This window comes from Neorhizobium sp. T25_27 (assembly GCF_002968565.1).
Classification (GTDB): Bacteria; Pseudomonadota; Alphaproteobacteria; order Rhizobiales; family Rhizobiaceae; genus Neorhizobium; species Neorhizobium tomejilense.
This window is the reverse complement of the sequence record NZ_PVBJ01000010.1, coordinates 103,821-129,702: the sequence shown is the minus strand read 5'-3', so window position 1 is coordinate 129,702 and position 25,882 is coordinate 103,821. Positions and strand designations below refer to the sequence as shown.

Genomic DNA, 25,882 nt, shown 5'->3' with positions numbered 1-25,882 from the left:
CAACCCGCAGGATCGACTTTGCGGCCCGACTGCCGGTATCCCTGAAGGAGCGGAAACATGCCTGACGACGGCAAATCGGGGCTCGATCTTTTTCAAAGCGCGAGCTCGCGTCGAACCGTTTCCAGACGCTCCATGGCAATCACGCCATCGGCGATCGTCGGCGCGGGTGTCGTCGCCCCCCCGAGCGCGGGAACCACATCGGCCAGCAACGAATGGTAACCCTTCGGATCCTCGTTGGCTGCGGCGGTGAAGTTCGGTTTCCACGTCAGCGTGTCGCAGTCCTCCTTCAGCGTCGCGCCCAGGTCGTCGATCTTGAAGGGTGGATTGCGATGCCAGCGGATTTCGATCACGTCCTCCACCTCGATACGCTGGTGGTCGCCCATCAGCTCGATCCGCTCGACCGGCGTGCCGCGTGACTGGATCGTACCCATGGCAATGTTGCCGATCGCTCCGCATTCGAACTCGAAGGCGACATGGAACAGCAGCCGGCCCGGAGCTTTCTCCACCTTGCGCGTCGAGATCGAACGAACCGGCGATACCAGAAAGGACGCCAGATCCATGTAATGAACGCAGTGATGCAGGAAAAAGCCGGTGTAATCGACATTGCCGGCGAAATAGCCCGGTGCCGTCATGTAAAAACCGGTCAAGCCGAATACCTCCCCGAAGCGGCCGGACTTGACGATATTCGCCGCCATGCGGTTGCCGATCGAATAGCGCTTCATGAAGCCGAGCAGCAGCGGCTTGTTCGCCTTTTCCGAAGCGGCCAGAAGTTCCCGCGCCCCGGCGGCGGAACCCGATGGCGGCTTTTCCATGAAGACAGGCAAGCCTCGTTCGAGCGCCGCCTTGCCGAAGGCGAGGTGCTGATCCGGGCCGACGGCCATCCCGACCGCATCGATGCCGCGGGTCGAAAGCAGGGCCTGCGCGTCCGTCGTCAGGTTGGCAACGCCGAATTGCCGGCCGGCGTCCTTCAGGCGTTTGCCGTCGATATCGCACAGCGCGACGATCTCGACGTCATGGCGCACGAGTTGGGGAAGCAGCATCTGGGTTGCATGAACGCCGCAACCGATCCAACCGATTTTCAAAGTCATCGACGATATTCCGTAAGCAGGAGATGGGATTTCATGAATGCGCTCGAGGCCGCGAGGCGATCGCTCTCATCCTCGTGCGGCGGGCGCCATTGGGCGAACGGCACGCCGAAGCGGTCGTCGTTGCGCCGGAACGGTTCCAGCGAAACCGGCCCCTTATAGCCGATCTCGTGGAGCGCCCGGCAGACGTCGACCCAGTCGGTAGAACCCGTGCCTGGGAAGCCGCGGTGGTTTTCATTGGCCTGGAAATGCACCAGCCGGTCACCGGCAAGCCGGATGGCCTCGGCGATCGAGCTTTCCTCCATGTGCATGTGGAAAGTGTCGAGCATCAGCTTGACGGCTGGATGATCGACGGTATCCAGCAGTTCCATCGCCTGATGCGTGGTGCAAAGAACGTCGCTTTCGAAGCGGTTGAGCGGCTCGACGGCCAGCAAAACACCCATTTTGGCTGCGTGGTCTCCGGCTTCCTTCAGGCCTTTGACGCAACGCTCCTTGCGGGCCAGCCGTTCGGCCTCGTCGACCGGCTGCGGGGCACGGCCGGCGAACACGAGAGGATTGCCCGTCAGCGGCCCACCGACGATCTTCGAACCGAGGCCTGCCGCGCAATCGGCCGTATATTTCAGATATTCGACACCGGCGCGACGGGCTTCGGCATCGGCCGACGCAAGGTTGCGCTGCAGGTTGACGCGGGCGGCGAGCACGACGCCGAGACCGACATCATCGAGCGCTTTCTTCGTTTCCCGGATGTCGAGTTCGCCGGCTTCCGGGACCAGAAGCTCCACGAAGTCAAAACCGTGCTGACGCATCTTTGCAAACAGCGGAAAATGCTCGGCCGTGAAGGGCCTTGCATACTGCATGGAAATCAACCCGATGGGGTTCATTGTTACGTCCTCTTTTACATTCCGCTTCGTCGGCTACGCCGACCATTCCTTGCCCTTATCCCTTGACCGCGCCCTGGGTCAGCCCGCCGATCAGGCGCCGCTGCACGAGAAGGAAAAGGATGGTCGCGGGCATTGCGCCGACCACTGCGCCTGCCGCCAGCAGTCCCCATTCGATCTGGTATTCGCCGATCAGCGTCTGGATCGCGACCGTGACCGGGCGCACGTTCCGCCCGCCGAGCGTCAGCGCGTAGAGATATTCGTTCCAGGCGGTGATGAAGATGTAAATGCCGGTCGAGATGATGCCCGGCATGGTCAGCGGCAGGACTATCCTGCGCAGCGCCGTCAGGCGCGAGCATCCGTCGGTCATGGCCGCTTCGTCGAGGCTTTTCGGGATGGCGCCGATATAGCTTGTCAGCATCCACACCGCGAACGGGATCGCCACCGTCGCATTGGCGAGGATCAGGCCGAAATGGGTGTCGAGGATGTTGAAACGGCGCATCAGCACGAAGAGCGGCAGGATGAGCAGCACGATCGGGAACATGTTGATCAGAAGGAACTGCAGCATCAGCAGCTTGCGGCCCGGAAACCGGAAGCGCGAAAAGGCATAGGCCGCCGTGACCGAGACGATCAGCCCGACGACAACCGTGCCGGCGGCGATGATCAGGCTGTCCAGCATGTTCTTGAGGAAGGATGTCTGCTCGATGAGCCGCACGTAGTTGTCGAGGCTCCAGCCGAGCGGCGAAAGCGACACGCCCGTGGCATTCAACACCGCGGTCGGCGTCAGCGATGTCAGGATCATCCAGGCGAAGGGTGCCATGGCGAAGAGGACGATCAGCAGGACCGGAAGGTCGGTGGTGATGATCCGGCGAAGTGCACTTTGTTTCATCGTTCCACCTCGCGCATCGTACGGGAGAGATAGAGAACCACGAAGGCGCCGAGCAGGATCGTGAAGGTGACGGCGATCGCGGTGCCGTAGCCGAAATCGAGGTTCTGGCGCGCCTTGATGAAGGCATAAAGCGGCAGGGTGTGCGTGGCATAACCGGGGCCGCCGCCGGTCATCACGAAGATGACGTCCATGGAATTGGCGACCCAGATCACCCGCAGCAAACCGGCCGTTGCGAGCACCGGCGCGATGCCCGGCAGCGTGATATGGACGAACTGCCGCCAGGTGGAGGCGCCATCGATCGACGCCGCTTCATATTGGCTGCGCGGAATACCCTGGAGGCCGGCAAGGATCATCACCGCGAAGAAAGGAAAGCCCTGCCAGGTCAGGGTGGCGATGATCGCATAGATCGCCACGTTGGGATCGGCGAGCCACGGAACTGCGGACTGGACGATCGACAGGTAGATGAGGATGTCATTGAGCACGCCCGTATTCGGGTCATAGATCCAGCGCCACATCAGCGCGATCACAACGCTCGGTAGCGCCCAGGGAATGATGATGAGCGCCCGTGCCAACCCACGCCAGGGAAACTCGCGATTGAGGAGCAGGGCCGCGACAAGCCCGAGCCCCATCTGCAATGGCACGGTCAATCCGATCCAGATGACGGTGTTCCACAACGCCGTCCAGAAGACCGGATCGTTGAACAGCTTGACGTAGTTGCCGAAGCCCACGAACTTGCTGGCATTGGGGCGAAACAGGATCAAGTCGTAGAAGCTCGTGAAGACGGCCTGCACCATCGGCATGAAGACGATGACGAGGGTCACCACGACAGCCGGTGCAAGCAGCCAGTACGGCAGAAGCCGTTCCGAATGCCAGCGGAACAGCGTGCGGCGCTCCACGGTAGAATGGTTCGATCGGGACATGCGGATCCAGCCTCGAGGCGGGGAAAGAGGCCCCGACACAGGACGTGCCGGGGCCGGAGGCGACTTTTACTGGGCAAACAGCGTCTGCAACTGTTCCATCATCTGCTTGGGCGTGATCTGGCCGGTCAACGCCCGCTGCATGTTGGTCTGCCAGGCCGTGTTGACGAATTCCGAGACCGCGGAGTTCTGCGGCAGCACCCTGGCGAACGGCAGGGATTGGACGGTCGCTTCGACGAAACGGCGCTCATGGAGCTTCCAGTCGGCAGAGCCGCTCTTCGTGACGGTCAGCTGGCCCGTCGCGCCGTTGAAGGCGACGTTGTTCTTGCCCTCGGCCAGGAAGGAGATCCACTTCCAGGCAGCGTCCTTGACCGAGGACGAGGAGAAGATCGCAAGCGACTCATCGCCGTAAGACGTCCATTGACCATTGCCGCATTTCGGAACCGGCACGGCGGACACCTTGTCGCCGAGAGCCGCAACGAGATCCTTGGACGAACCGATATGGTGGATGGTCATGGCCGTCTTGCCGGATTTGAACGCGGCGACAATTTCCTGGAAACCGTCATTCGGCGCGGACGGCGGAATGACCTTGTCCTTCTGGAAGAGGTCGACCAGCCATTGGTTGGCGGCGATCGCCTCGGGCTTGGTCAGGCCACCCGGCTTCAGCTCGGCGCCCTGGGAGAGCACGAAAGCGCCCCATTGGTCCCAGCCGCCCTTGCCGCCGCGCAGGCCGAAGCCGTAGGTCTGCGGCGCATTGGTGAGCTTGATCGCCGCATTGCGGAAATCTTCGCAGGTCTTGGGCGGCTGCAGACCGGCCGCCTGGAAGAGATCGGTCCGGTAATAGAGATAAAGGACCACGTACTGGATCGGCAGGTAATACTGCTTTCCGTCCGGACCTTTGTTCAGGTCGAGCAGGTTGTCCAGCAGGTCGGCCTTGCCCTTCCACGCGTCCAGCTGCTTGCCGATCGGCTCCAGCGCTCCCATTTCCGCAAGCCGGGGCTGGGCGAAGAGCTTCACCATCGCCGCATCCGGCGCATTGCCGCCAACCAGCGCAGTGTAAAGATTGTCGTAGTAGCTGTTCCACGGCACGTTCTCGGCTTCGATCTTGATGCCGGGATTGGCTGTCTCGAACTTCTTGACCAGGTCCGACATCGGGTTTGCCGGGTTGTCGAAATGGTACCAGAAGCGGACGGTTTCCGCTTTCGCCTGACCGAATGCGGCCGAAGCCGCAAGAGCGGCGCTAAGCGCGAGTGTCTTCAGAAATTTCATAGTCTCCTCCTCTTGATCCGTTCACGTCATCGACGTTGTGTCAGTCGCCTTGCTGCACTGCCTGCGGCCGCCAACGCCTCCCGCGCGGCCGAAAGTTCATTGGTGTTCTGCAGGAAACCGTGGATGACGCCCGGCACGACGTGCAGCTCGTCGTCCCGGCCGAGAGCCCTGAGACGCTGGCTCAGGCTCACGGTGTCGGAAAGCAGCGGGTCCACCGCCGCCGCCATCAGATAAAGCGGCGGCAGCGCCACCAAGGCCGCATCGGACGCCGCAAGGGGGCAGGCAAGCGGATCGTCCTCGACTGCGCGCTGACCGGCATAGAACGACCAGTAGCGCTGCATCTTGCCGCGCGTAAGTGCCGGGCCTTCGGCGAAACGGACATAAGATGCCGTTTCGAAAGAGCGCGCATAAGTGCCGTAAAAGAGCAGCGCGGCATCCGGCAGCCGTCGGCCCTCGGCCTGTTCATGCAGTATCGCTGCCAGAGCAATGTTGGCTCCCGCCGAGTCGCCGGAGATGACCAGGGGGCCAGGGCGGACGCCTTCGCCGGCGGTCGCCTCGAAAAGACCTCGGAGCGTCGCAACGACATCCATGAGCCCGGCCGGATAGGGCGCTTCCGGGGCCAGCCGGTAATCGGGCATCACGACCGGCATGCCGCTTTCCAGCGCAAGAACCCGCGCGCAACGCTCATGGGTTTCCGGCGAACAGAAGGCGAAGCCGCCGCCATGCACGAACAGGATGGCGCCATCCGCGGCATCCGGCGGCACGAACACCTTGAGGCGACAGCGGGCCGAACCAAGGCGCGCATCTTCCGCTACCCAAACCTCCCCGACATTTGCCATGGCTGGCAGATTGACATTCCATCGCACATTGGCGGCAAGCGTCTGTACACGACCTTCCGCCGGCGGAAGGGTCGTCGGATCCGGCAGAGGTCCGAGATCCGCCGCAACCCGCTGCGTCAGCGCCAGCATTTCGTCCGAAAGCGTGTCCGACAGTTGAGAGAGGTCGTTCACTGTGTCGCCTCCGGGAAAACTTCAGGCCCGAGATCGACGATGGTCGCGATATGATGACGCATGGCGGCGGTCGCCCGCCCGGCATCACCGCTTTCGATCGCGTCGATGATGCTGCGATGCCGCAATGCCGTCGCCTCGAGATCCCGCGCCATCGGGCTGCGGGAAATCTTGAACCGGTGATTATGCACGAGGCAACGATGAAGGATCGGATCAAGCGCCGGCAGGTTGGCATCCTCGAAGATGCGCCGATGGAAATCGCGGTCGAAGGCCGCAAGCTCCAACTCGTCACCCGCCGCAGCCGCAAGCAGCATCTTGTCGAGCAGGCTCTCGAGTTCCTTGACCAGCGTGCGGCTGCGAGCGCGCATGACGCGCGCCATGCCGTTGCCCTCTATCTGCTGGCGCAGCCGGAACATCTCGATTGCCTCGTCTTCCGTGCACTCGGAAACCTGCGTCCCACGATGCCCGCGACGACGGACCAGCCCTTCCTCCTGCAGTTGCAGGAGCGCTTCCCGGACGGTGCCCTGGCTGCACTGGAAGTGGGCCGCCAGTTCCAATTCCGTAAGGCCGGTCCCCGGCGCCAGCGTCCCGAGCATGATGTCGCGCTTCAACGCATTGAAGGCGGCGCCCGCCTTGGGCGATCTGACCGATGTCGATCTAGCGGAAAAATAGGCCATCTCACTCATCCAGCCGGTTGCGCATTTCCAAAGTTATCATTATCGATATTGATATCGATAAGTGACGTCAAGCTTGAAAAATATTCGGGAGGACCTCGTGGCTGGCATAGCGTTGAAGAAGATCCGGAAGTCGTATGGCGCCCTGCAGGTCATCCACGACATCAATATCGAGATCCAAAGCGGCGAATTCCTGGTTCTCGTCGGCCCTTCCGGATGCGGGAAATCGACGCTGCTGCGCATGATCGCCGGGCTGGAGGAGATCTCGGGCGGCGAACTGGATATCGAAGGCCGCACGGTCAACCTGCTTCCGCCGGCCGAGCGCAATATCGCCATGGTCTTTCAGGACTACGCTCTTTACCCGCATATGAGCGTTCGGGAAAACATGTCGTTCGGCCTCAAAATGCGCGGCGGCGACGACCGTGAAATCGAAAGCCGCGTCGGTCAGGCTGCCGATGTCCTGAAGATCAGGGATTATCTTGATCGCCGGCCGGCACAATTGTCGGGCGGCCAGCGCCAGCGGGTCGCCATGGGCCGTGCGATTGTCCGCGAGCCGGCGGCTTTCCTGTTCGACGAACCGCTTTCCAATCTCGACGCTGCGCTGCGCGTCGAGATGCGCCTGGAAATCGCAAAACTGCACAACCGCATGAAGGCGACCACGGTCTATGTCACGCACGATCAGGTGGAGGCCATGACGCTGGCCGACCGCATCGTGGTGATGAACGGCGGCGTGGTGGAGCAGATCGGCAAGCCGCTCGATCTCTATCACAACCCGTCGAGCCTGTTCGTCGCCCGCTTCATCGGCAGCCCGACCATGAACGCCCTGCCAGCGGAGATCGCCTCCGATGGAGAAAGCCTGAAACTTCTGGGAAAGACGGCGGCCGGCAGCATTCCAGGCGCAAGGACGCTTGCCGGCGAGGAAGTCACGCTCGGAATTCGGCCCGAAGAACTGACCCCCTGTTCCCCCGAACAGGCCTGGTTCAGCGGCGAACTGATGGTGGCCGAACGGCTCGGCAGCCAGACCTACGGCTATGTCGAAGTCGGCCATTCGAAAATGCTGACCGTCGAGTTCCCCCGAGACCGCGACATCGCCGTCGGCGAAATGATACATGTGAAGGGCAATCCCGAGAGGGCGCACCTGTTCGACGCCGAGACCGGCAAAAGGCTGAACTAAGCCCGGAGCCGTTGGTGATCGTCTGGCAGCCATCGAAGACGACCATCGTAGAGGTACAGGCCGGGAGGACTGAAGTCGTGGCGGCGGTTTCGAGCGCTTTGGGTAAAATGCAGTGCCTTGCAGGCAAACTTGTTGGCGGGTGAATTTGTCCCAGATTGAACGACTGTATTACCCGGTTCGGGTGGCCCTGTGGCGGATTTCCGCCCTCCGCGGGCAGAGCGCCCCGGCGTGGCCCATGACGGTGGAGGTCTCGCATCATATCGATGCATCCGAACCTGACGGCGACGGGTTCTACGACTACCATTACGAATACGATGTCTATGAGTTTTCAGACGGAGTTTTGACCCTTCTGGTGCGCGCATACAGCGACGAACCGGAAAAGGCCGCCCTGATGGGGTGGTACAGGGGCAAAGCAAGGAACTGGCTGAAAAAACAGGATTTGCGTCATCCGCTTGTCCTCAAAGCAGCCGCCTATCTCCGGGCGTCCGGTAAATCCAGGCTCGACTGGCTGGACCGAAAAAGCCGTGGCTACGTGCCGTTGAATGGAAATCCGGTGGTGTGATTCGGTCTGCAAGGCTTCCGGAGGGGCAGGAACCGATGCCATTCCCAATCAGCAGAACCTAAACTCCCAATCCGCCGAAGTTCACGGTATTGCACGGGTCCACTTGAGTTTCCCGATCGGGAAATTTTTCCGGATATGGACCATCTGGGTGGGCCATTTTCCCGATCGGGAAATTTCTCTCGACAAGACGGCTGATGTGCTGCTGTTTTCCCGATCGGGAATAAAGATGGCGAAACGAGTTAAAAATCCAGCCGATATCGGCGCCTTGGTACGCAGCGCCCGCAAGGAGCAAAACTTGCGACAGGACGAGCTTGCCGGGGTCTCTGGAGTTGGCCTCCGGTTCATTGTGGACCTGGAAGCCGGCAAGCCGACAGCTCAGATAGGAAAGGTTTTGCAGGTTCTGCAAACGCTCGGTTGTTCGATTGATATTCTGGCCCCTGGTGAACGTAAAAAATGACGGCAAGGGTTCTCAACGTCTGGTGGGATGCTCGCATTGTCGGACAATTCACCCAAGATAAGCATGGCGATATCGGCTTCGCCTACACTGAAGCTTGGCTTGATGACGAAAAGACGCTTCCACTGTCAGTCTCACTTCCAAAGCGTCCGGAGCGTTTCTCTCGCCCTGAATGCCGACCATTTTTCGGCGGTCTGCTGCCCGAAGAAAACCAGCGTCTTGTTGCGGCGCAGGCGTTGGGTGTTTCACCTGCCAACGACTTCGCGCTTCTTGATCGCTTGGGCGGCGACGTCGCCGGCGCGCTTCAGCTTTTGCCTGAAGATCAGGAACCGATCGGGGCAGGACCGATTGCGGATCAGCAAACGGCACCTCTGGATGAGGCGGGAATCGTTCGGATAATGGACGCACTTCCGACACGGCCGCTACTGGCCGGCCAGGAGGGCTTGAGGCTGTCGCTTGCGGGCGCCCAATCAAAAGTTCCAGTTCTTCTCATCGATGGCCAAGTCGCGCTTCCGCTTCCAGGCCAGGCGACGACGCACATCCTGAAGCCACCAATTGCGCGACTTCCAGGGACCACCGAGAATGAGGCCTTGGTGATGAGGCTTGCTGCCGCAATCGGGCTCGCCGTTGCTCCTGTCGAGCCGAAGTCCGCGAATGGTCGCCCTTTCCTTTCGGTCGAGCGATACGATCGCTACCGCGATGCCGACGGTGTGGCTCGCCGCATCCATCAGGAAGACTTTTGCCAAGCACTCGGTGTGCCACCTGAATCAAAGTACGCAAGCGAGGGCGGGCCGACCTTCAGGGATTGTTTTGAGCTGTTGCGGCGGGTATCTGAGCGGCCGGGCTCGGACATCGCAAATCTCCTGGATGCTGCGATCTTCAATCTCATTGTCGGAAATGCGGACGCTCACGGCAAGAATTTCTCAATCCTTTATGATGATCGGGGAGCACGAATGGCTCCGCTGTATGATCTGCTGTCGACGGTGGCCTATCCAGGCCTTTCTCCGAAAATGGCTATGCGGGTCGGAAAACGCGCAACGCTTGCAGAAATGGACGCCGCTGGTTGGCAGGCTTTCTCGAAGGAGACGGGTGTCGGCCTGCTCTTGGTACGCCGGCGGGTGAAGGAGCTAGCCGATGCCACAGGAAAAGCGATTTCCCAATTATCAGAAAAGATATCGCCAATTGCCGCAGATCCTGTGCCACTAAATCACGTGACAGCTTTGATTGCGAACCGTGCGAAACTCGTAGCGCTGACCATTTAGCTCAACGGTGCCAGCCATCTCCGCAGATGCGACCTTCAATCCGGCAAACAGCGTCACAAAAATTCACAGATCGCCCGGTTTCCACACCTAAAGCAAGGCGGAACTGGCGCTTTCGCGCCGCCTATTCGCTCGGCAGGACTGCGCGGCTGGCGATGGAACTCATGGTCAATTTCGGGGTCCGGCGGTCCGATCTCGTCAAGCTCGGCTGGCGGAACCTGGTCGGCGAGCGCACCGAATTTCATGCCGGAGAAGGGTTCTGGCAACTATGCGCAGTCTCTCAGCCTGCCCATCACAGACGAGCCAATCGAGGCGCTGGACGCGATCACGCATGATCAGCCGACCTTCCTCATCACCGACCACGGCGAGGTATTCGGCGGAACGGCTTCGGAAACAAGATGCGCCAGTGGCGCAAGATGCCGATTTGCCGGAATGCTCGTCACACGGCCTCAAAAGGGCGTCCGCAACCATTCTCGCCGAGGCCGGCGCGACCGACATCCGTCGATGGCAATCTCGGCTGGTCTGATGCCAAGATGGCACAGCACTAAACCAACGCCGCCCAATCCAGACGGATTCCAGATTCCGGTTTTGAGTCGCAAGGCCTATGAACCCGCAAAAATGTCCGACTTTTATCGAGCCGGAATTCCGGTCGAGGTTCTGGTGCAGCTCGGGCGATTGCCCCACGGTTCCGCTAGCGGAGGCGACCTATGGTGTGCCTGACGCAACGCCGAAACTCTCACGGTTCCAGCCTGTGGCCGAATGGTTCAGTGACGGGAACTTTCGATACGACCCGCGGTTAGGAGGCGGTGACAAAAAACAGAGAGGAAACACTTCATGATCGTAAAACTTCTCACTGCGAGCACTCTCGCGCTCGGTCTTGCTACTTCTGCATTCGCACAGGGTGCTGGCGGCGGTTCCAGCACCAGCGGTTCAGGTTCGACCGGCGCTTCGGGCACCGGCACATCGACCGCAGTCCCGGGCACTGGTGCCGGAGGCACGGCAACATCCGGTACGGCAGCAACGGGTACCGCCAACACCCAGGGCGCAGGTACGGCCGGCAGCAGCAACTCCAATTGCGGCAAGAGCCCAACCACTGCGGGGCCGGCCGGCACCAACGCGTCTACCTCCGACCCGAACAGCCCGACCAACCAGGCAAATTCCTGCTGACACGACCGGGCAATTTCGTTCGTCTAAAGCCCCGTAACCCGAACCGGCTGCGGGGCTTTTCTGTCTCATGAGCCGAGATTGCGGTCGGTCGTGCGCCCTGTAAACAGAGGCACCTCCTCGATATTCGCCAACACGCGCTCCTTCAGCAGGAACCGGCGCACGTTTTCTCGGATTGCCGGCAAGGGGAAGATGCCTTGAGCGGCCATCCGACAAGCCTTCGACAACACCTCGTATGTGTCGCCCCTTTTGTCGATCGGCCACTCGTCGAGAAAGTCGAAGACGTCTTCCAGGCTGGCAAGCTCTAGAACATAGCGAGATGTTTTCACAAACAGCGGTTTGTCAAACAACGTGTTAGCCATCGCGACCTCCTTTCCTTTTTCGCCGTGGACCGCAGATTGATTTAGGAAATGGGACCGTGGGTTCAAGACACCGAGGTTGTTCGCCCGAGGGCATTTTGAATGTGCGATGAAGCGATCCACCAAGCGGAAACCGGCCTGTTTTACAGTCCTGTGACGGAAATGAAAGAAAGCTGGAAAACTCTGTAACCGGCCTGACACGATAGCGCTCTAAGGAACCGTAAAAGCCTTCCCACCTGCGGAAGGTACATGCGAGACCGGAGAGCTGCCGTGAAGATCATCCAGATTACCGACACCCATTTCAGCCCGGAGACGTCGCATTTCAACGGCAATTGGGCGCCGTTGCTGACATGGATCGAGGATACCCGTGCCGATCTCATCATCCATACCGGGGATCTGACCGTCGATGGCGCCGATAAGCCGGGCGACATCACCTTCTGCATGGACCTGATGCGGCAGACTTCGATCCCGATGCTGATCCTGCCGGGCAATCACGATGTCGGCCACCTGCCGGGTTGCGAACAGCCCGTCAATGCCGAGCGCCTTGCCCGCTGGCGGGACCTCGTCGGCGAGGACCGCTGGTTCGAGGACACCGCCGACTGGCGTCTCATTGGCCTCAATTCGCTCCTGCTCGGTCATGAGGACGATGAGGAGGAAGCCCAGTTCGAATGGCTGCGCGGAACCCTCGAAGAGCGTCGTGGCCGCCGCATCGCGCTGTTTGCCCACAAGCCGCTGTTCGTCGATGAACCGCATGAGGGCGACACGGGCTACTGGAGCGTCCGCCCGGCGCAACGCAAGCGTCTCTACGACCTGATCGCCGCCCATGACGTGGCGCTTTTCGCGAGCGGCCATCTGCACTGGGCCTGGCAGGGCCGTTTCGAAAACACCGCGCTTACCTGGGCTCCGTCTGCCGCCTTCATCCTCGACAAGCTGGTGCGCGAAATGCCGGGCGAGCGGCTGGTCGGCGCGGTCGTGCATGAATTCGGCAACGACGTTGAAAGCGACATCGTCGCCGTGCCCGGCATGACCGCCTATGTCCTCGACGACGTCATCGAGGAAGTCTACCCGACCAGTGCCAAGCAAACGGAGAGCGTCGAATGACCGCCCTTTCGCTTCGCGGCATCGAAAAATCCTTCTCCGGCAATCCGATCCTCAAGGGCGTCAGCTTTGACGCCGGTCCCGGCGAGTTCATCGCCCTCGTCGGCCCTTCCGGCTGCGGCAAGAGCACGCTGCTGCGCATCCTCGCCGGTCTCGAAAGCGCTGACGCCGGCGAGATCATGCTTGGCGACCGCGACCTGTCGCCGGTGCCGGCGGCCGACCGCAACGTCGCCATGGTGTTCCAGTCCTACGCGCTTTATCCGCACCTGACGGCGGCGCAGAACATCGCCGTGCCGATGGTCATGCGCAAGCTGACACGGGCGCAGCGCCTGCCGCTGGTCGGCCCGCTGATGCCCGGCCAGCGCAAGGCGGTGGCGGCGATCAAGCGCGACGTGCGCGAGATGGCGGTGTCGCTGAAGATCGATCACCTGCTCGATCGCAAACCCGGCCAGATGTCCGGCGGCCAGCGCCAGCGCGTCGCGCTCGGCCGCGCCATGGTGCGCCGTCCCTCCGTCTTCCTGATGGACGAACCGCTGTCCAACCTGGATGCCAACCTGCGCGTCCACGCCCGTGGAGAGATCGTCGAACTGCACCGCCGCGCCGGCGTGCCGACACTCTATGTCACCCATGACCAGGCGGAAGCACTGTCCATGGCCGATCGCGTTGCGGTGATGATCGGCGGTTCGCTGCTGCAGCTCGCCTCACCGCAGGTGATCTATGACGATCCGGCGCATGTCGAAGCTGCCCGTTTCATCGGCCAGCCGCGCATCAACCTCTTTCCGTCGCAGGTCGGGGCCGATGGCACGCTAGCGTTCGGCGATATCCGGGTCGGATTGCCCCGCGAGACGGTCGCAGCCGGCGCGCCGGTGACGATCGGCATCCGCCCGGAATTCGTCCGCGTCCACCGCACTGGCCAGCAGGGCCTGCCGGCACGCATTGACCGCATCGAGTTCCTGGGCTCCGAGATCGTCCTCTATTGCCGCCTGGATGCGATCGGCGAACCGGTGGTCGCCAAACTTTCACCCGCCGAGGGCGCCGGCCTTGTCGCCGGCATGCCAGTGCGTCTCGACTTCTCCGCCGACCGTCTCTTCGTCTTTGCCGAGGAGGGCCATCGCCTGCCCTCGACACCGGTTGATGCTGCCGTCATGCGGGAGACGGCCCATGGCTGACGCGGTCGCTGCTGCACTCCCCCTCATCGGAAAACCTGCCCGTTCGGCTGCGGAGCGGCAGGAGGCGCGCGCGGCACTCGTGCTGTCGCTGCCGGCTATGGTTCTCCTGTTCGTCTTCATCCTGCTGCCGGTCGCGGTGGTGATCCTGTTCGGATTTACCGACTACGAACTCGGGTATGCGGGTTTCCGGTTCGTCGGCTTCGACAATTACACCGAGCTTTTTACCGACCGCACCTTCCGCAGCTCGCTTTGGAACACGACGGTCTATACCGCGATCGTCGCGCCGATCTCGATCTTCATGGCGCTCGGCCTTGCGATGCTGATCGAAAGCGAGAATATCGGCCGTTCCTTCTTTCGAACCGCCTATTTCCTGCCGGTCGCCTCGTTGCTCGTCGCGATGGCGACGGTCTGGCAATATCTCTTCCATCCGACGATCGGCCCGATCAACGCGCTTCTGGCGCTCGGCGGCCTGCCGCGTCCCAACTGGCTCGGCGCCTCGACATCCGTCCTCTACAGCCTGTCGATCATCGGCATCTGGCAATCGGTCGGCTTCAACCTTGTCCTGTTCCTGGCCGGCCTCACCGCAATCCCCCGCGAGCTCTATCACGCCGCGCATGTCGATGGCGCCCGCTCGGCCTTCGACCGGTTCCGGCTGGTTACCTGGCCGATGCTCGGACCGACAACGCTGTTCGTCACGACGATCAGCATCATCAATGCGGTCAAGGTCTTCGAAACGGTCAAGACTCTGACCGAGGGCGGGCCGAACAAGGCTTCCGAAGTGCTGCTTTTCACCATCTACCAGGAAGGGTTCGTCTACCTGAAGGTCGGCTACGCCTCGGCGATGACGGTCGTCTTCCTGGCCATCCTGGTGGTGCTGATGTTCCTGCAATACCGCGTCCAGGACAAGCAGGTGCATTACTCATGAATGCTTCAGCTTTCACCCTCGGGCGCGCTGTCCGCCTGTCGATCCTGATCTTCGGTGCGGCGATATTTCTCGCCCCCTACGTCTTCATGGTTTCGACCGCCGGCAAGGCGCAGAGCGACATCTTCTCCTCGTCGCTGTCGCTCATCCCGCAGCACTGGTCCTATGTCGCCAACTTCGCCAAGGCGCTGACGCGCGTCTCGATGACGCGGCTGCTTTTCAACGGCGTCGCCGTCTGCGCGCTGATCTTCGTTTTCCAGGTGATGATCGCCATTCCCTGCGCCTACGCCATGGCGAAGCTGAAGTTCCGCGCGGCAAGGCTGATGATGGTGCTGGTCATGCTCGGCCTGCTGGTACCGATCCACGCCACCGCCCTGCCGCTCTATGTCGCCTTCGACCGCATGGCCGTGCTCAACAGCTATTTCGCGCTGGTTGCCCCCTTCACCATCTCCGTTTTCGGCATCTTCCTCTTCCTGCAGTTCTTCCGCGCAATACCGGACGACCTGATACATGCCGCCCGGCTCGATGGCATGTCGGAGCTCGGCATTATCGGCCGCGTGATCGTGCCGAATGCCTGGCCGGCGATCACCGCATTCGCGATCTTCTCGGTCGTCGCCCACTGGAACGACCTCTACTGGCCGTTGATCGTCGTTTCCAACCAGACCTATGCGACGCCGCCGCTCGGCCTTCTCTATTTTCGCGCCGCCGAGGCCGGCGACGACTACGGCGCCCTAATGGCCGCCACGCTGATCATCACCACTCCCCTCGTTGCTGCTTTTCTTCTGGCACAGAAGCGCTTCGTCGAGGGCATCACCATGACCGGTCTCAAAGGCTGACCGGCATCAACCAGGAGACTATGCGATGAAGCATCTCACCAACATCCTCGCCGCCGCGGCGATTGCCATGACGGTGTCGCTTCCGGCCCATGCCGAAACGACATTGACCGTGCATTATCCGATGCCGGGTTTCTTCAAGGACGTGATGGACACGATCTCGAAGAAGTTCATGGAAGAAAATCCGGACATCAAGATCCGGTTCGCCAACCCGTCCGCGACCTATGAAGAAGGCATCCAGCTGATCATGCGCCAGGCCGGCACGGCGGAAATGCCGGACCTGACCTTCATCGGCCTCAACCGCCTGCGCATGGTTCAGGAGCGCGACCTGCCGGTCGATCTCGCCCCATTCGTCGCCAAGGAAGGCGACATGGACAAGCTCGGCTTCTCGAGCAACATCCTGAAGCTCGCGCAGGTGGGCGGCAAGCAGGTCGGCCTCGCCTTCGCCACGTCGAACCCGATCATGTACTACAATGCCGACCTCGTGAAGGCTGCGGGCGGCAATCCGGACGTTCCGCCGAAGACCTGGGACGAAGTCATCGCGCTCGGCGCCAAGATCAAGGCGCTCGGCAACGGCGTGGAAGGCATCGATTTCCGCTGGCAGGGCGACGACTGGATGTTTTCGGCACTTCTGTTCGGCGCCGGCGGCCAAATGCTGAGCGCCGACGAAAAATCCGTCGCTTTCGCCGGATCGGAAGGCCTGAAGGCTGTCGAAACCCTCGACCGCATGGTCAAGCAAGGCGGCCTGCCGGTCTTCACCGCCCAGGCCGGTGAACAGGCATTCTTCGCCGGCAAGGTCGGCATCGAGTTCAAGACGACCGGCGCCCTGCGCAACACGATCAAGAGCGTAGGCGACAAGTTCGAACTGCGCACCGCGCAGATCCCGCTGATCGATCCGGTCAAGGGCAAGCTGCCGACCGGCGGCAATGCCGTCGTCATCCTCGCCCGCAATGCCGAAAAGCAGCAGGCCGCCTGGAAGTTCGCCAAGTTCGCCGCCGGTCCGTATGGCGCCTCCGTCGTCGTTCCGGGCACCGGCTACGTTCCGAACAATGCGCTTGCCGCCAAGTCGCCGGACTATCTCGGCAATTTCTACAAGGAAAACCCGCTCTTCGTCGCCGGCCTCAGCCAGATGGACCGCATGGTTCCCTGGTACGCCTTCCCGGGCACCAACGGCGTCAAGGTCACCCAGGCGATCGTTGAAAACCTGTCGCGGATCGTCGAACAGCAGGCCACCCCGAGGCAAGCGCTGGAGGATGCCGCTTCCGAAGTGAAGGGATTGCTGCCGCGCAGCTAAGCGTCAGCCCGGCCCAACCACACCACGAACCGCCGTTTCCGATCGGAAGCGGCGGTTTTCCTTTTGCACGAAGCGCTAGCGGATTGCCCGCACCGTGCCGCCCCGGCGCAGCATATAGCCAACGTCGAGATGCCGGGGGGGTGCCGCATTCTCGGCCATGTCCAGCAACAGCGAGGCCGCCGCCGCCCCCATGCTCGCATCCGGCATCTCCACAGTCGTCAGCGGCGGGTCCATCAGCCGTCCAATGGCGATCCCGTCGAAACCGGCCACGGAAATGTCACGGGGTACGGAAAGTCCTTCGCGCCGCAGCGCGCTGATGACGCCAAGTGCCAGAAGATCGTTGGAGGCGATGATCGCCGTCGGCGACACGGTCGCGAGCGCCACGCTGAGATCGAGCTGATCGTAGCCGCTGAGGAAGGAAATCTCGACCGCTCCCAAGGGTTCGACGCCATTCCTGTTCATCGCATCGCGATAACCCTCATGCCGGCGACGCGCGCGGTCAGAGGCCGCGAAATTTCCGGAGACGAACAGGATACGCCGATGGCCGAGACCGATCAGCATCTGCGTCAGTTCGCGGCCGGCACCCCGATTGTCCACGGTCACGGCGGCGGGAAACAGCGAGGTCGGCATGTTGTTGAGAAGCACGGTTGGCGGCAGCGAGGATGTGAGGGTGACGCTTGTGGCGGGATCGCAGACGGTCAGGATCAGCCCGGTCGGCCGGTCGTTGAGAAGCGAGGCGACTGCGTCCGCCTCGCGTGCAGGATCGTAGTTCGACTGGGCGATCAGCACGCCGTGGCCGGCGACCAGCATGCGGTTCTGGATGCTGGAAAGCGACGAGGCGAAGACGGGATTGGTGATGCTGGGGATCAGCACGCCGACGACCGGCCGTTGCCCGGGCCTGCCGGCCGTCGAATTGATCGGCCGATATCCGAGCTCTGCCGCCGCGCGACGGACCCTGCGGGCCATGCGATCGCTGACATTGCCGTTGCGACTGAGCGCCCGGCTCGCCGTCGCCAGCGAACATCCGGCTCGTGTCGCCACCTGTTGCAATGTCTTCATCGGAGAAGGTCCTCTGCCGTTTGCCAGGCCCCACGGCCTGCCGACAGCAGATTTCCTCCCGATATGTAAGAGTTTTATGTCAGCAACGACGGATTTTCCTCAAACGGCAAGGCCGACTGCCGCCAGGCAATCTTTGAGGTCCATTTGTCCTGCCGCGTCAAACCCGCAGGCTGCATGCCCTACCAGCGTGGACGAGGCAAATGTCGCCATCGCAGGGATTGACAACGGCCGCCTATGTAATGTTATTACACTCTCAACATTGAATGTAACGATATTACGTACATAGCCATGTGCTGGATAAGCGCTCGGCGCTACAAAAGTTCAAACAATAAGGAAGGAACCTCATGAATTTGTCCCTCACTACAAGCCGCCTGCTAGGCGCTGTCGCGGCAGGCCTGATCTTCGCGGCGTCCGGAGCGTTTGCCGATGAAGATCATGAGACGAAGGAGGCATGGCGTCTGTTTGTCGGCGATCACACGAACCCCGTCGTGCGTGCCATCAACTTCGAGAACGGCAAAGAACTCGGCCGCCATGACGTCAAGGGCCCCGCGGCACTGACCGCCAGCGCGTCCGGCCAGACCGTATTCGTTACCCAGTCGGATGATGACATCGTGCACGTCATCAGGACTGGCATCGATTTCTCCGATCACGGGGAGCATCGGGATCTGGAGGTTTCCGACGTCGGGCTGTTGCCCGTGACTTTCGAGGGCAAGCGTCCTTTCCACGTCGTTCCGCATGACGACCATGCGATCCTCTTTTACGATCGAGGCGGCAAGGCGGATATCATCGACGAAACCGCTCTTCTCGAAGGCAGGGCTCACGTGAAGACAGTCGACACGACGAAGCCGCATCACGGCGTAGCGGTGACGATGGGTCGTTTCGTGCTCGTGTCGGTCCCAAACACTGAAATCGAAACCAAGCCCGACGAACTGCCGCCGAGGGTCGGCCTTCGGGTCGTCGATCAGGCGGGCAAGCAGTTCGGCGACGTCGCGAAATGCACCGATCTTCACGGCGAGGCCACCTCGGCCCGGCTGGTTGCCTTCGGTTGCAAGGAAGGAGTTCTCGTTGCCCGGCCCGGTGGCATTGATGGCCCGAAGCTGGACATGCTCGCTTACCCGGCGGATCTGCCAAAGGGCAGCACCGGGACCTTGCTTGGTGGCAAGGCGATGCAGTTTTTCCTCGGCAACTACGGCGAGGACAAAATCGTCCTGATCGATCCGGACGCCGAGAAGCACTTCCGACTGATCGCCCTGCCCACCCGCCGCGTCGACTTCCTGCTGGACCCAGCAACGCCGCGCAGTGCCTACATCCTGACGGAGGACGGTGATCTTCATGTGCTGGACGTGATCAAGGGCGAGATCGTTCGCAAAGCCAAGGTCACCGAGCCCTACAGCAAGGACGGCCATTGGCGTGATCCGCGGCCGCGTCTTGCCGTTGCGGACGGCCATATCGTCATTACCGATCCGCGGCACTCGCTGGTTCGCGTTGTCGATGCGGAAAGCCTGAAGGAGGTCCGGACGATTCCCGTCGAAGGAAAACCCTTTACGATCGTTGCCGTCGGCGGCTCCGGCGCATCGCATTGATGCAATAACCTTGGTCCGGAATTGTTACGGCAGTTCCGGACCAGCCGCGTGATGCTGCATGAAGCGGCGCCGTTGACAGTCGGCAGCGGGAGTGTAGGTTGGCGGCGTCAAGGTTCTTCCATCCCGCGATGGAAGCTAAGAGGGAATCCGGTAAAAACCGGAGCTGTCCCGCAACTGTGAGCGGTGAGCCGTTCGTCCAACATGTCACTGGCAGTCAATGCCGGGAAGACGGACGATGAAGGCTTTGACCCGCGAGCCAGGAGACCTGCCTGACGATAGAAGTTCCGTGGTCGGGGTGTGCCACAGGAATGACGGTTCCGTCGGGCCATCGTGCCTGCCGCAACCTTCATTTTTGCTGCCGCCTCCTTGAGTGAGACGAAGGCAGTGAAAACACAGGGATTATCTTCCCAGAACGTATCCGGGCGCGCCGTCCTCCTGATCGCCAAATCCGCCTTTGCGGCATCGCCGCATCTGGAAATGCAGCGGCTCGCGAAACTTGCGGCCGGCATGACCGGGGCCGGAACGGTGCGGTTCGCCTTTACCGAACAGGGAACCCCCTCGCTGCGCGAAGCGCTGTCCAATCTGCTCGACGAGGATGTCGAAACCGTCGTCATCGTGCCGCTCGTCCTGCCCATGGAGCCGAGCTTCCATATCTGGCTAACGAAATCGCTGACGCGCTGGAAGGCCGCCGACAGCCGCCCCTGGCCGGCCTTGTCCGTCGCCAAGGATATCGCCTCCAGCACGCTGATGGCGCAGCTTCTCGGCGAACTGCTGGAGACGGCCGAGGAGCTGGATGTCCCGAAAACCGAAAACCCACCCGTCATCGAAGGTTCACTCGTGCCAGCCCAGAAACGCCGCGCACTCGTCTGCCAGGGCGGCCCCTGCAACGCGGCCGGAGCCGATTTGATCTGGGGACATCTGCGCAACCAACAGGAGCGGCAGAAATTGCGCGCTGCCGGCGACGGCACGATGACCGCAAAATCCACCTGTCTCGGTCCCTGCAGTCTGGCGCCCGTGCTGCAGGTGTTTCCGGAAGGCACCTATTACGGCGGCGTCACCGAAGATGCGATCGACCGGATCGTCGGCGAGCACCTGCTTGGCGGCCGGATCGTCGAGAACTTCGCCTATCACCCAACGGGCCGCAAGCAGCGGCTTCGTATCCCATCCGAACAGAACAAGAGGAGAGAGAATTGACGTCGCAGACGCTATCGCGCCTAGCCGCCGCCTGGTTCACCGCCACCACCTTGGCCGCCGCAGGCACTGTCTTCGCAGGCGAGCCGCTTCGCGTCGGTGCCACCTACATCACCAGCGGCACGGACCCCGCCAAGGGCTCGAACGGCTGGGCGCTGGTCAGCCATGGCGTCGGCGAGAACCTCTTCACCGTCGATCGGGACGGCAAGCTCGTGCCGGAGCTGGCCGAGAAGGCGGAGCGCATCGGGGACCTGATCTGGACCGTGACCCTGAAACCCGGCCGCCTGTTCTCCGATGGCACGCCCGTCACCGCCAAGGCACTGGCAGCCGGTTTCGATGCCACGCTCGCCAACAACAAGGCGGCGCTCGCGACCGGCGGCAAGCTGACCTTCGAGGCGGGCGACGACCTGACGCTGAAGGTGACGACCGAAAAGCCGGTGCCGTTCATTCAGGCACTCTTCGCCGAATGGCCGCTGATTGCCTACAAACCAACCGAGGCCGGCAATGCCGTCTTCAGCGGTCCTTACCGGATCTCCGCCTTCAAGACGGATGCCTCGATCACGCTGGAGCCCAACGTGCATTTCGCTGGCGCCGACCGGCGTTCGCCGGTCAATTTCCGCAAGTTCGGTGATGCCCAGACCCTGACGCTGGCGCTGGAAGCAGGCGAACTCGACATGGCCTTCGGCTTGCCGTCGGAGGTCGTGAGCCGGCTCAAGACCAACCCAGACCTGACGATCAAGTCGTTCCCGGTCGGGTACCAGTATCTTGCTTTCTTCAATACCGCCCGGCCGCTGCTGGCTGACGTCAAGGTGCGCCGGGCGATCGATCTGGCCTTCGACCGCAAGGAGCTTGCAGCCGCCATCAACGGCGGCGAACCGGCCACCGGTGCCTACGCCGCCTATTTCCCCTTTGCCGGCCAGGAGGCCCGCCCGACCGATCTTGCCAGGGCTGGCGCGCTGCTCGACGAAGCCGGCTGGGCGAGAGGCAGCGGCGGCATGCGCGAAAAGGGCGGCACACCGCTGCGTCTGCTGGTCATCACCTATCCGCAGCGCCCGGATCTCGTCACCATGCTGCCGGTGGTCAAGGCGGAACTCGCCAAGATCGGCATCGCGGTCGATACGCAGGTGGTGGAGAACATCCAGCAGGTCGCTTCGGGCGGCGACTTCGACATCGCGCTCTGGGCGCAGCACACGGCCCCGAGCGGCGACGCCGCCTTTTTCCTGAACTCGATGCTGAGAAGCGGCGCTTCGCTGAACTATGCGAAATACGCCTCGCAGGACTTCGACGCGATCCTCGACCGATTTGCGACCGAGGGCGATCCGGCAAAGCGGGTGGCGATCGCGCTGGATGCCCAGCAGAAACTCTTCGCCGATGCGCCCGCCTCCTTCCTGGTATCGCCCGTGTGGTATGTCGGCCTGTCGAAGCGGCTGAAGAACTACGAGCCGTGGGGATCCGACTACCACGTCCTGCGCGCCGATATCGGCGAGGCGGAGTAGGCCACGTGATGCGACTGGCCCGGTTCGGCATACAATCGATAGCGGGGCTGCTGGCGGTTTCGCTCGCCTCTTTCTCGGTCATCACCTTGATGCCGGCCGATCCGGTCGCGATCGCCATTCGCGTCTGGAGCCTGCCGGCGACGGAGGAAACCGTCGCCGCATTGAGGGCGGAGTGGGGGCTCGATCAGCCGCTGCCGGTCAGGTATCTGCATTGGCTGGCGGATTTCCTCGGCGGCGACTGGGGCCGCTCCTTCCGGACCGGAGAGCCCGTACTTGCCGAGTTCGCCGAGCGGTTGCCGGTCTCGTTGACGCTCGGCCTCGCCGGCCTGGCACTGGCGATCGGGCTGGCAATCCCGCTCGGGTTCTTCTCAGCGGCCTATCCCGGGGGCACTGCCGATCGGATGAGCCGGGCTCTGTCGGTCTTCGTTCAGGCGGTGCCGGCCTTCTGGCTTGGCCTTGTTCTTCTCTGGGTGCTCGGCGTGCAGCTGCGCTGGCTCAGACCCTTCGTCAATGATTGGACCGCGATCGTCCTGCCGGTCCTGCTGATCGCGCTGCATTCGGTTGCCGTTCTCGCCCGAGTTTATCGGCGCGACCTGAAGGAGACCGCCGAACAGCCGCATTTCCGCACGGCACTTGCCAAGGGCCTGTCGGAAAAGCAGGCTCTCTGGCGGCATGGCCACCGCAGCGCTCTCTATGCCCTCCTGTCGGCAGTCCGTTCCGAAGCCGGCTGGGTGATCGGCAGCACCGCGACCATGGAAATCCTCTTCGGCCTTGCCGGCATCAGCCAGTTCCTGGTGCAGAGCATCGCGGCGCGCGACCAGATGGTGCTGCAGGCCTATGTCATGGTCATCGCCATCTGGATGCTTGTGATGAATGCCGGCGCCAATCTCGCCATGCGCCTTCTCGATCCGCGTCTCGCCTGATGCCCCGGCTGATCATGCTCGCGGCGCTCGCCGGTTTTCTCTGCGTCGGCGGTTTTTGGCAGCCACATGACCCCGATGCGGTGGACATGCTTGCCCGTCATTCCGGCATGACCGCCAGCCACCTGCTCGGTACCGATCATGTCGGTCGCGATCTTCTATCGCGCATCATGGCCGGCGGATGGCGGACGGCCTGCGTCGTCCTCTCGGTCGGTGCCATCGGTTTTTTGTTTGGCACCCTGCTGGGCACCGCCGCCGCCGTCCTTGGCGGCTGGCGCGAAACGGTGATCCTGCGCTTCTGCGAGTTCTTCGTCATGGTGCCGACGCTCATCGTCGCACTGACGGCAGCGGCGACTTTTGGCCTTTCGCCGCTCAGCGCCGGACTGGCGCTGGGTCTGGCCGGCATCGGTCCGCATGCGCTGCTTGCGCATTCGCTGAGCCAGCGGGTGCTTGGCCAGCCGTTCATCCTGGCAGCGAGGAGCCTGGGCGTTGCACCCTTGCGGATGATCGCCCGGCATCTACTGCCCAACACCCTGCCCCTGATGTACGCCTATGTCGGCAACCAGGCGGGACTTGCGGCGGTCGCCTATGCCTCGCTCGCCTTCATCGGTCTCGGGGCCGATCCGTCGAAGCCGGATTGGGGATCGATGCTGTTTGAATACCGCATGTTCATTTTCGACCACCCAATGCTGATGATCTGGCCAGGCGCCGCGATCGCCCTGGTCACCGTCTTGCTCAACGGGTTCTTTGATAACGATCGAGCGTGACGCTGGTCGAAGGCCCCGGCTTTCACATCCATTCGGGAGAATGGAGAACCCTGCCGCCGTTGGCGGTGGCGGTTCTCTTATCGCGCAAGAACCCCCAATGGCGAAATGGTCTTCAGGTCCGGGTCCACGAAGCCGGTCGCCTTCGCCACCTGGGCCTGACTCATGCTGTAGCCGTAGTCGAGGACGCGGACCCCGTCCATGATGAAGAGCTGGGCCTTGTCCAAACCGGGCCGCAGATTTCCCGTCACGGTGACGACTTCATAAACTCGCGAAAGATGGAACGGCTCGGCAGCGACCACATGCACCAGCTGGTTCGGCGGCGGCGCCGCGCTGTGGCTGCAGGCTCCCGCCCAGGGGACCAGCATGAACTCGTAGACGTTCTCGCCGTCCTGGTCGACCGGCAGGATGAACCCGGTCAGCTCCACAGTCCGGGCTTCGTCACGCCAGGCAAGCGTTTCTCCTTGGGGCCGGCTGGACGCCATGCCCGGGAGGGCAGCATCCAACCTCGATTGATCCGCAGGCCGCAGGGCGCTCCAAAGAACCGGCTGAGCGCCTGCAAAGACGCCGGATGCCGGGCAAACCGTGCCGATCATCATCGTCGTGAATTTCAGGAGGAAAAGCGCGCGCCTCATCTGCATCTCCGTTCACAGGGCGTTCCCCAGCCGACAGGCCGCCGCCGCTGTCCGGATGTTAGCTCTATTTCTCGACTGAGGTCAAAGCCAGGATGGAAGAGGTTGCTTCTCGCCCTTCGCTCGAACTCTGGCCACGGTCATTGGAGTGGACAGGTTCGAATTTCCATACCGCTACTTCAGGGGGAGCCGCCACAGACGAAGGCTCATCCGAGGGAATGCGAAGCCAGGGCATAAACCCTCGGGCTGCCATTTTGTCCGGCGCCGTAGCCGGCTACCTCTTCGGTCACCATCGTCGTCAGGGTGGCACAGATGCTGAGCCCGGACTGCTGGATGAGCGCGGCAAATGGGCCGCTATCGAAATGTGTATCTACGCGCAGGAACCCGTCGGCATGGGCCGCAATATGCGGGTGGGTCACCGTGATGGCGTCCTCGTCGTTGCCGGCGACCACCGGCCCGACCACATGCCCTCGCCCAAAGCGCCGGCGCATCGAAAAGGCGCGCATCCGCTCTCTTTGGTAAAGACCGTAGCAGATCGAACTCTCGAACAATCGCAGGAGATGCAGGCTTCGATCAGCACCGAAGGCAGGAGCATCGAAGGCGATCACCGTGTCGAGATCGCCGCGGTCCAGCCGCCTCAAAACAAGCCCCTTCTCCAGAGACGGAAGCGCCATCGGCGCGATCGCTGTGCCCTGATACTGATAAACCGTTTGCGTCGGCTTCAATCCCAACGAAGCATAAAGCCGCTGGGCTTCCCGCGTCGAGTTGAGACGAATGCGGTTGCGGCCGCTGTCCGTCATGATCCGATTCATCAGCCACCTGGCCGCGCCGTTGGTCTGCAGCCTCGGGGAGGTAATCAGCATTCCGAACGTGGCGAAGCCGTCGCCATGGGGAAACCACATGCCCGAGGCTCCCACGCGGCCGATCTCGTCAAGCGCGACATATCCTTTCCCGATGTCGAGCAGATGCTGCCAGTCGGCTGCCCTGTGGGGCCAGCCCACCGAGATCGACAAAGCCTGCAGCTTGGAGATTTCGACACTCGAGATATCCGCAAAGCGCATCTCGAAATTATCGACGTTCAAGGTTCCTGGTAATTCGCTATCCATCATTATCCAGCCGAGATCGTATATCCCCTGGGGCGAACCGCTCGGATATCCCGGCAGTCACGTTAGTCGAGGTCCCGCGAAACATTTCACTGCTGAAGCGAAACCGAACACAAGATTTCACCGT

The 25,882-nt window shown here is 62.1% G+C and carries 26 protein-coding genes and 1 riboswitch; of the genes, 15 read left to right on the top strand and 11 right to left on the bottom strand.

Features of this window, described 5'->3' with window-relative positions; genetic code table 11:
- Positions 1 to 92: 92 nt before the first annotated feature.
- The 7 genes from C5J24_RS24245 to C5J24_RS24215 all read right to left on the bottom strand — a co-directional run bounded on the left by C5J24_RS24245 (position 93) and on the right by C5J24_RS24215 (position 6,722).
- Entirely contained in the window at positions 93 to 1,088 is a 996-nt protein-coding gene (locus C5J24_RS24245) for a Gfo/Idh/MocA family protein (protein WP_105421554.1), read from the bottom strand.
- Complete coding sequence (locus C5J24_RS24240) at positions 1,085 to 1,966, bottom strand: sugar phosphate isomerase/epimerase (RefSeq protein ID WP_105421552.1); 882 nt, start codon at positions 1,964 to 1,966, stop codon at positions 1,085 to 1,087. Before C5J24_RS24240 ends, C5J24_RS24245 begins: the two co-directional genes overlap by 4 nt.
- A 55-nt stretch (positions 1,967 to 2,021) precedes the next feature.
- A complete protein-coding gene (locus tag C5J24_RS24235) occupies positions 2,022 to 2,852 on the bottom strand; it encodes a carbohydrate ABC transporter permease (RefSeq protein ID WP_105401751.1) in 831 nt (276 codons plus the stop codon).
- Positions 2,849 to 3,772 carry a carbohydrate ABC transporter permease gene (locus C5J24_RS24230; RefSeq protein ID WP_105421550.1) on the bottom strand — a complete coding sequence of 308 codons (924 nt, stop codon included), beginning with the start codon at positions 3,770 to 3,772 and terminating at the stop codon, positions 2,849 to 2,851. The genes C5J24_RS24235 and C5J24_RS24230 overlap by 4 nt, the downstream gene beginning before the upstream one ends.
- 66 nt (positions 3,773 to 3,838) lie before the next feature.
- Positions 3,839 to 5,038, bottom strand: a complete 1,200-nt coding sequence (locus tag C5J24_RS24225) for a sugar ABC transporter substrate-binding protein (protein ID WP_105401749.1) — start codon at positions 5,036 to 5,038, stop codon at positions 3,839 to 3,841.
- Positions 5,039 to 5,064: 26 nt separating this feature from the next.
- On the bottom strand, positions 5,065 to 6,048 hold the full coding sequence (locus tag C5J24_RS24220; RefSeq protein WP_245446769.1) for an alpha/beta hydrolase: 984 nt from the start codon (positions 6,046 to 6,048) through the stop codon (positions 5,065 to 5,067).
- Positions 6,045 to 6,722: a GntR family transcriptional regulator gene (locus C5J24_RS24215; protein ID WP_046665516.1), complete on the bottom strand. Its 678-nt coding sequence runs from the start codon at positions 6,720 to 6,722 to the stop codon at positions 6,045 to 6,047. Before C5J24_RS24215 ends, C5J24_RS24220 begins: the two co-directional genes overlap by 4 nt.
- Before the next feature lie 97 nt (positions 6,723 to 6,819).
- On the opposite strand from C5J24_RS24215, the gene C5J24_RS24210 reads away from it, so the two are divergent.
- From C5J24_RS24210 to C5J24_RS32060, 5 genes are all read left to right on the top strand, one after another.
- Positions 6,820 to 7,893, top strand: a complete 1,074-nt coding sequence (locus C5J24_RS24210; RefSeq protein ID WP_105421549.1) for an ABC transporter ATP-binding protein — start codon at positions 6,820 to 6,822, stop codon at positions 7,891 to 7,893.
- 235 nt (positions 7,894 to 8,128) lie between these two features.
- On the top strand, positions 8,129 to 8,455 hold the full coding sequence (locus C5J24_RS24205; RefSeq protein ID WP_105421547.1) for a hypothetical protein: 327 nt from the start codon (positions 8,129 to 8,131) through the stop codon (positions 8,453 to 8,455).
- A gap of 226 nt (positions 8,456 to 8,681) precedes the next feature.
- On the top strand, positions 8,682 to 8,912 hold the full coding sequence (locus tag C5J24_RS24200; RefSeq protein ID WP_105421696.1) for a helix-turn-helix transcriptional regulator: 231 nt from the start codon (positions 8,682 to 8,684) through the stop codon (positions 8,910 to 8,912).
- On the top strand, positions 8,909 to 10,171 hold the full coding sequence (locus C5J24_RS24195; RefSeq protein WP_105421545.1) for a type II toxin-antitoxin system HipA family toxin: 1,263 nt from the start codon (positions 8,909 to 8,911) through the stop codon (positions 10,169 to 10,171). Before C5J24_RS24200 ends, C5J24_RS24195 begins: the two co-directional genes overlap by 4 nt.
- Positions 10,172 to 11,002: 831 nt before the next feature.
- Positions 11,003 to 11,335, top strand: coding sequence for a hypothetical protein (locus C5J24_RS32060; RefSeq protein WP_172724124.1), 333 nt, complete (start codon positions 11,003 to 11,005; stop codon positions 11,333 to 11,335).
- Between the two features lie 65 nt (positions 11,336 to 11,400).
- Here the strand turns inward: C5J24_RS32060 and C5J24_RS24185 are convergent, their stop codons facing one another.
- Entirely contained in the window at positions 11,401 to 11,694 is a 294-nt protein-coding gene (locus C5J24_RS24185) for a DUF982 domain-containing protein (protein ID WP_105421543.1), read from the bottom strand.
- A 267-nt stretch (positions 11,695 to 11,961) separates the two neighbouring features.
- Here C5J24_RS24185 and C5J24_RS24180 point away from each other — a divergent pair, with 267 nt between their 5' ends.
- The 5 genes from C5J24_RS24180 to C5J24_RS24160 are packed head-to-tail and all read left to right on the top strand — an operon-like array spanning position 11,962 to position 17,007.
- Positions 11,962 to 12,792, top strand: coding sequence for a metallophosphoesterase (locus C5J24_RS24180; RefSeq protein ID WP_105421541.1), 831 nt, complete (start codon positions 11,962 to 11,964; stop codon positions 12,790 to 12,792).
- Positions 12,789 to 13,958 carry an ABC transporter ATP-binding protein gene (locus C5J24_RS24175; protein ID WP_105421539.1) on the top strand — a complete coding sequence of 390 codons (1,170 nt, stop codon included), beginning with the start codon at positions 12,789 to 12,791 and terminating at the stop codon, positions 13,956 to 13,958. The genes C5J24_RS24180 and C5J24_RS24175 overlap by 4 nt, the downstream gene beginning before the upstream one ends.
- A complete protein-coding gene (locus tag C5J24_RS24170) occupies positions 13,951 to 14,883 on the top strand; it encodes a carbohydrate ABC transporter permease (protein WP_105421537.1) in 933 nt (310 codons plus the stop codon). Before C5J24_RS24175 ends, C5J24_RS24170 begins: the two co-directional genes overlap by 8 nt.
- Positions 14,880 to 15,716 (top strand): carbohydrate ABC transporter permease, encoded by an 837-nt coding sequence (locus C5J24_RS24165; RefSeq protein ID WP_105421535.1) that lies wholly within the window; start codon positions 14,880 to 14,882, stop codon positions 15,714 to 15,716. Before C5J24_RS24170 ends, C5J24_RS24165 begins: the two co-directional genes overlap by 4 nt.
- Positions 15,717 to 15,741: 25 nt before the next feature.
- Positions 15,742 to 17,007 (top strand): ABC transporter substrate-binding protein, encoded by a 1,266-nt coding sequence (locus C5J24_RS24160; RefSeq protein WP_105421533.1) that lies wholly within the window; start codon positions 15,742 to 15,744, stop codon positions 17,005 to 17,007.
- Between the two features lie 75 nt (positions 17,008 to 17,082).
- On the opposite strand, the gene C5J24_RS24155 is transcribed toward C5J24_RS24160, so the two are convergent.
- Entirely contained in the window at positions 17,083 to 18,066 is a 984-nt protein-coding gene (locus C5J24_RS24155; protein WP_105421531.1) for a substrate-binding domain-containing protein, read from the bottom strand.
- A gap of 344 nt (positions 18,067 to 18,410) precedes the next feature.
- On the opposite strand from C5J24_RS24155, the gene aztD reads away from it, so the two are divergent.
- The 5 genes from aztD (at position 18,411) to C5J24_RS24130 (ending at position 24,023) form a co-directional block, all read left to right on the top strand.
- On the top strand, positions 18,411 to 19,649 hold the full coding sequence (gene aztD / locus C5J24_RS24150) for a zinc metallochaperone AztD (RefSeq protein ID WP_105421529.1): 1,239 nt from the start codon (positions 18,411 to 18,413) through the stop codon (positions 19,647 to 19,649).
- 93 nt (positions 19,650 to 19,742) lie between these two features.
- Positions 19,743 to 19,937, top strand: a riboswitch (cobalamin riboswitch).
- 96 nt (positions 19,938 to 20,033) lie between these two features.
- Positions 20,034 to 20,843, top strand: coding sequence for a (2Fe-2S) ferredoxin domain-containing protein (locus C5J24_RS24145; protein ID WP_245446767.1), 810 nt, complete (start codon positions 20,034 to 20,036; stop codon positions 20,841 to 20,843).
- Positions 20,840 to 22,336 carry an ABC transporter substrate-binding protein gene (locus C5J24_RS24140; RefSeq protein WP_105421527.1) on the top strand — a complete coding sequence of 499 codons (1,497 nt, stop codon included), beginning with the start codon at positions 20,840 to 20,842 and terminating at the stop codon, positions 22,334 to 22,336. Before C5J24_RS24145 ends, C5J24_RS24140 begins: the two co-directional genes overlap by 4 nt.
- 8 nt (positions 22,337 to 22,344) lie before the next feature.
- Complete coding sequence (locus C5J24_RS24135; RefSeq protein ID WP_245446783.1) at positions 22,345 to 23,259, top strand: ABC transporter permease; 915 nt, start codon at positions 22,345 to 22,347, stop codon at positions 23,257 to 23,259.
- Positions 23,259 to 24,023, top strand: coding sequence for an ABC transporter permease (locus C5J24_RS24130; protein ID WP_105421525.1), 765 nt, complete (start codon positions 23,259 to 23,261; stop codon positions 24,021 to 24,023). Before C5J24_RS24135 ends, C5J24_RS24130 begins: the two co-directional genes overlap by 1 nt.
- 77 nt (positions 24,024 to 24,100) lie before the next feature.
- Here C5J24_RS24130 and C5J24_RS24125 read toward each other — a convergent pair whose 3' ends face one another.
- Both C5J24_RS24125 and C5J24_RS24120 read right to left on the bottom strand, forming a co-directional pair.
- Positions 24,101 to 24,655 carry a DUF3299 domain-containing protein gene (locus C5J24_RS24125; protein ID WP_105401734.1) on the bottom strand — a complete coding sequence of 185 codons (555 nt, stop codon included), beginning with the start codon at positions 24,653 to 24,655 and terminating at the stop codon, positions 24,101 to 24,103.
- A gap of 203 nt (positions 24,656 to 24,858) precedes the next feature.
- Entirely contained in the window at positions 24,859 to 25,734 is an 876-nt protein-coding gene (locus tag C5J24_RS24120; RefSeq protein ID WP_371674801.1) for a GNAT family N-acetyltransferase, read from the bottom strand.
- Between the last annotated feature and the right edge of the window lie 148 nt (positions 25,735 to 25,882).

What these genes read in the sequence shown, in the direction of transcription:
- C5J24_RS24175 (WP_105421539.1), top strand. Translation starts at nt 12,789, where the DNA reads ATGACCGCCCTTTCGCTTCGCGGCATCGAAAAATCCTTCTCCGGCAAT.
- C5J24_RS24165 (WP_105421535.1), top strand. Translation starts at nt 14,880, where the DNA reads ATGAATGCTTCAGCTTTCACCCTCGGGCGCGCTGTCCGCCTGTCGATC.
- C5J24_RS32060 (WP_172724124.1), top strand. Translation starts at nt 11,003, where the DNA reads ATGATCGTAAAACTTCTCACTGCGAGCACTCTCGCGCTCGGTCTTGCT.
- C5J24_RS24155 (WP_105421531.1), bottom strand. Translation starts at nt 18,066, where the DNA reads ATGAAGACATTGCAACAGGTGGCGACACGAGCCGGATGTTCGCTGGCG.
- C5J24_RS24215 (WP_046665516.1), bottom strand. Translation starts at nt 6,722, where the DNA reads ATGGCCTATTTTTCCGCTAGATCGACATCGGTCAGATCGCCCAAGGCG.
- C5J24_RS24135 (WP_245446783.1), top strand. Translation starts at nt 22,345, where the DNA reads ATGCGACTGGCCCGGTTCGGCATACAATCGATAGCGGGGCTGCTGGCG.
- C5J24_RS24205 (WP_105421547.1), top strand. Translation starts at nt 8,129, where the DNA reads ATGACGGTGGAGGTCTCGCATCATATCGATGCATCCGAACCTGACGGC.
- C5J24_RS24160 (WP_105421533.1), top strand. Translation starts at nt 15,742, where the DNA reads ATGAAGCATCTCACCAACATCCTCGCCGCCGCGGCGATTGCCATGACG.
- C5J24_RS24125 (WP_105401734.1), bottom strand. Translation starts at nt 24,655, where the DNA reads ATGAGGCGCGCGCTTTTCCTCCTGAAATTCACGACGATGATGATCGGC.
- C5J24_RS24245 (WP_105421554.1), bottom strand. Translation starts at nt 1,088, where the DNA reads ATGACTTTGAAAATCGGTTGGATCGGTTGCGGCGTTCATGCAACCCAG.
- C5J24_RS24240 (WP_105421552.1), bottom strand. Translation starts at nt 1,966, where the DNA reads ATGAACCCCATCGGGTTGATTTCCATGCAGTATGCAAGGCCCTTCACG.
- C5J24_RS24130 (WP_105421525.1), top strand. Translation starts at nt 23,259, where the DNA reads ATGCCCCGGCTGATCATGCTCGCGGCGCTCGCCGGTTTTCTCTGCGTC.
- C5J24_RS24195 (WP_105421545.1), top strand. Translation starts at nt 8,909, where the DNA reads ATGACGGCAAGGGTTCTCAACGTCTGGTGGGATGCTCGCATTGTCGGA.
- aztD (WP_105421529.1), top strand. Translation starts at nt 18,411, where the DNA reads ATGAATTTGTCCCTCACTACAAGCCGCCTGCTAGGCGCTGTCGCGGCA.
- C5J24_RS24225 (WP_105401749.1), bottom strand. Translation starts at nt 5,038, where the DNA reads ATGAAATTTCTGAAGACACTCGCGCTTAGCGCCGCTCTTGCGGCTTCG.
- C5J24_RS24170 (WP_105421537.1), top strand. Translation starts at nt 13,951, where the DNA reads ATGGCTGACGCGGTCGCTGCTGCACTCCCCCTCATCGGAAAACCTGCC.
- C5J24_RS24185 (WP_105421543.1), bottom strand. Translation starts at nt 11,694, where the DNA reads ATGGCTAACACGTTGTTTGACAAACCGCTGTTTGTGAAAACATCTCGC.
- C5J24_RS24235 (WP_105401751.1), bottom strand. Translation starts at nt 2,852, where the DNA reads ATGAAACAAAGTGCACTTCGCCGGATCATCACCACCGACCTTCCGGTC.
- C5J24_RS24200 (WP_105421696.1), top strand. Translation starts at nt 8,682, where the DNA reads ATGGCGAAACGAGTTAAAAATCCAGCCGATATCGGCGCCTTGGTACGC.
- C5J24_RS24230 (WP_105421550.1), bottom strand. Translation starts at nt 3,772, where the DNA reads ATGTCCCGATCGAACCATTCTACCGTGGAGCGCCGCACGCTGTTCCGC.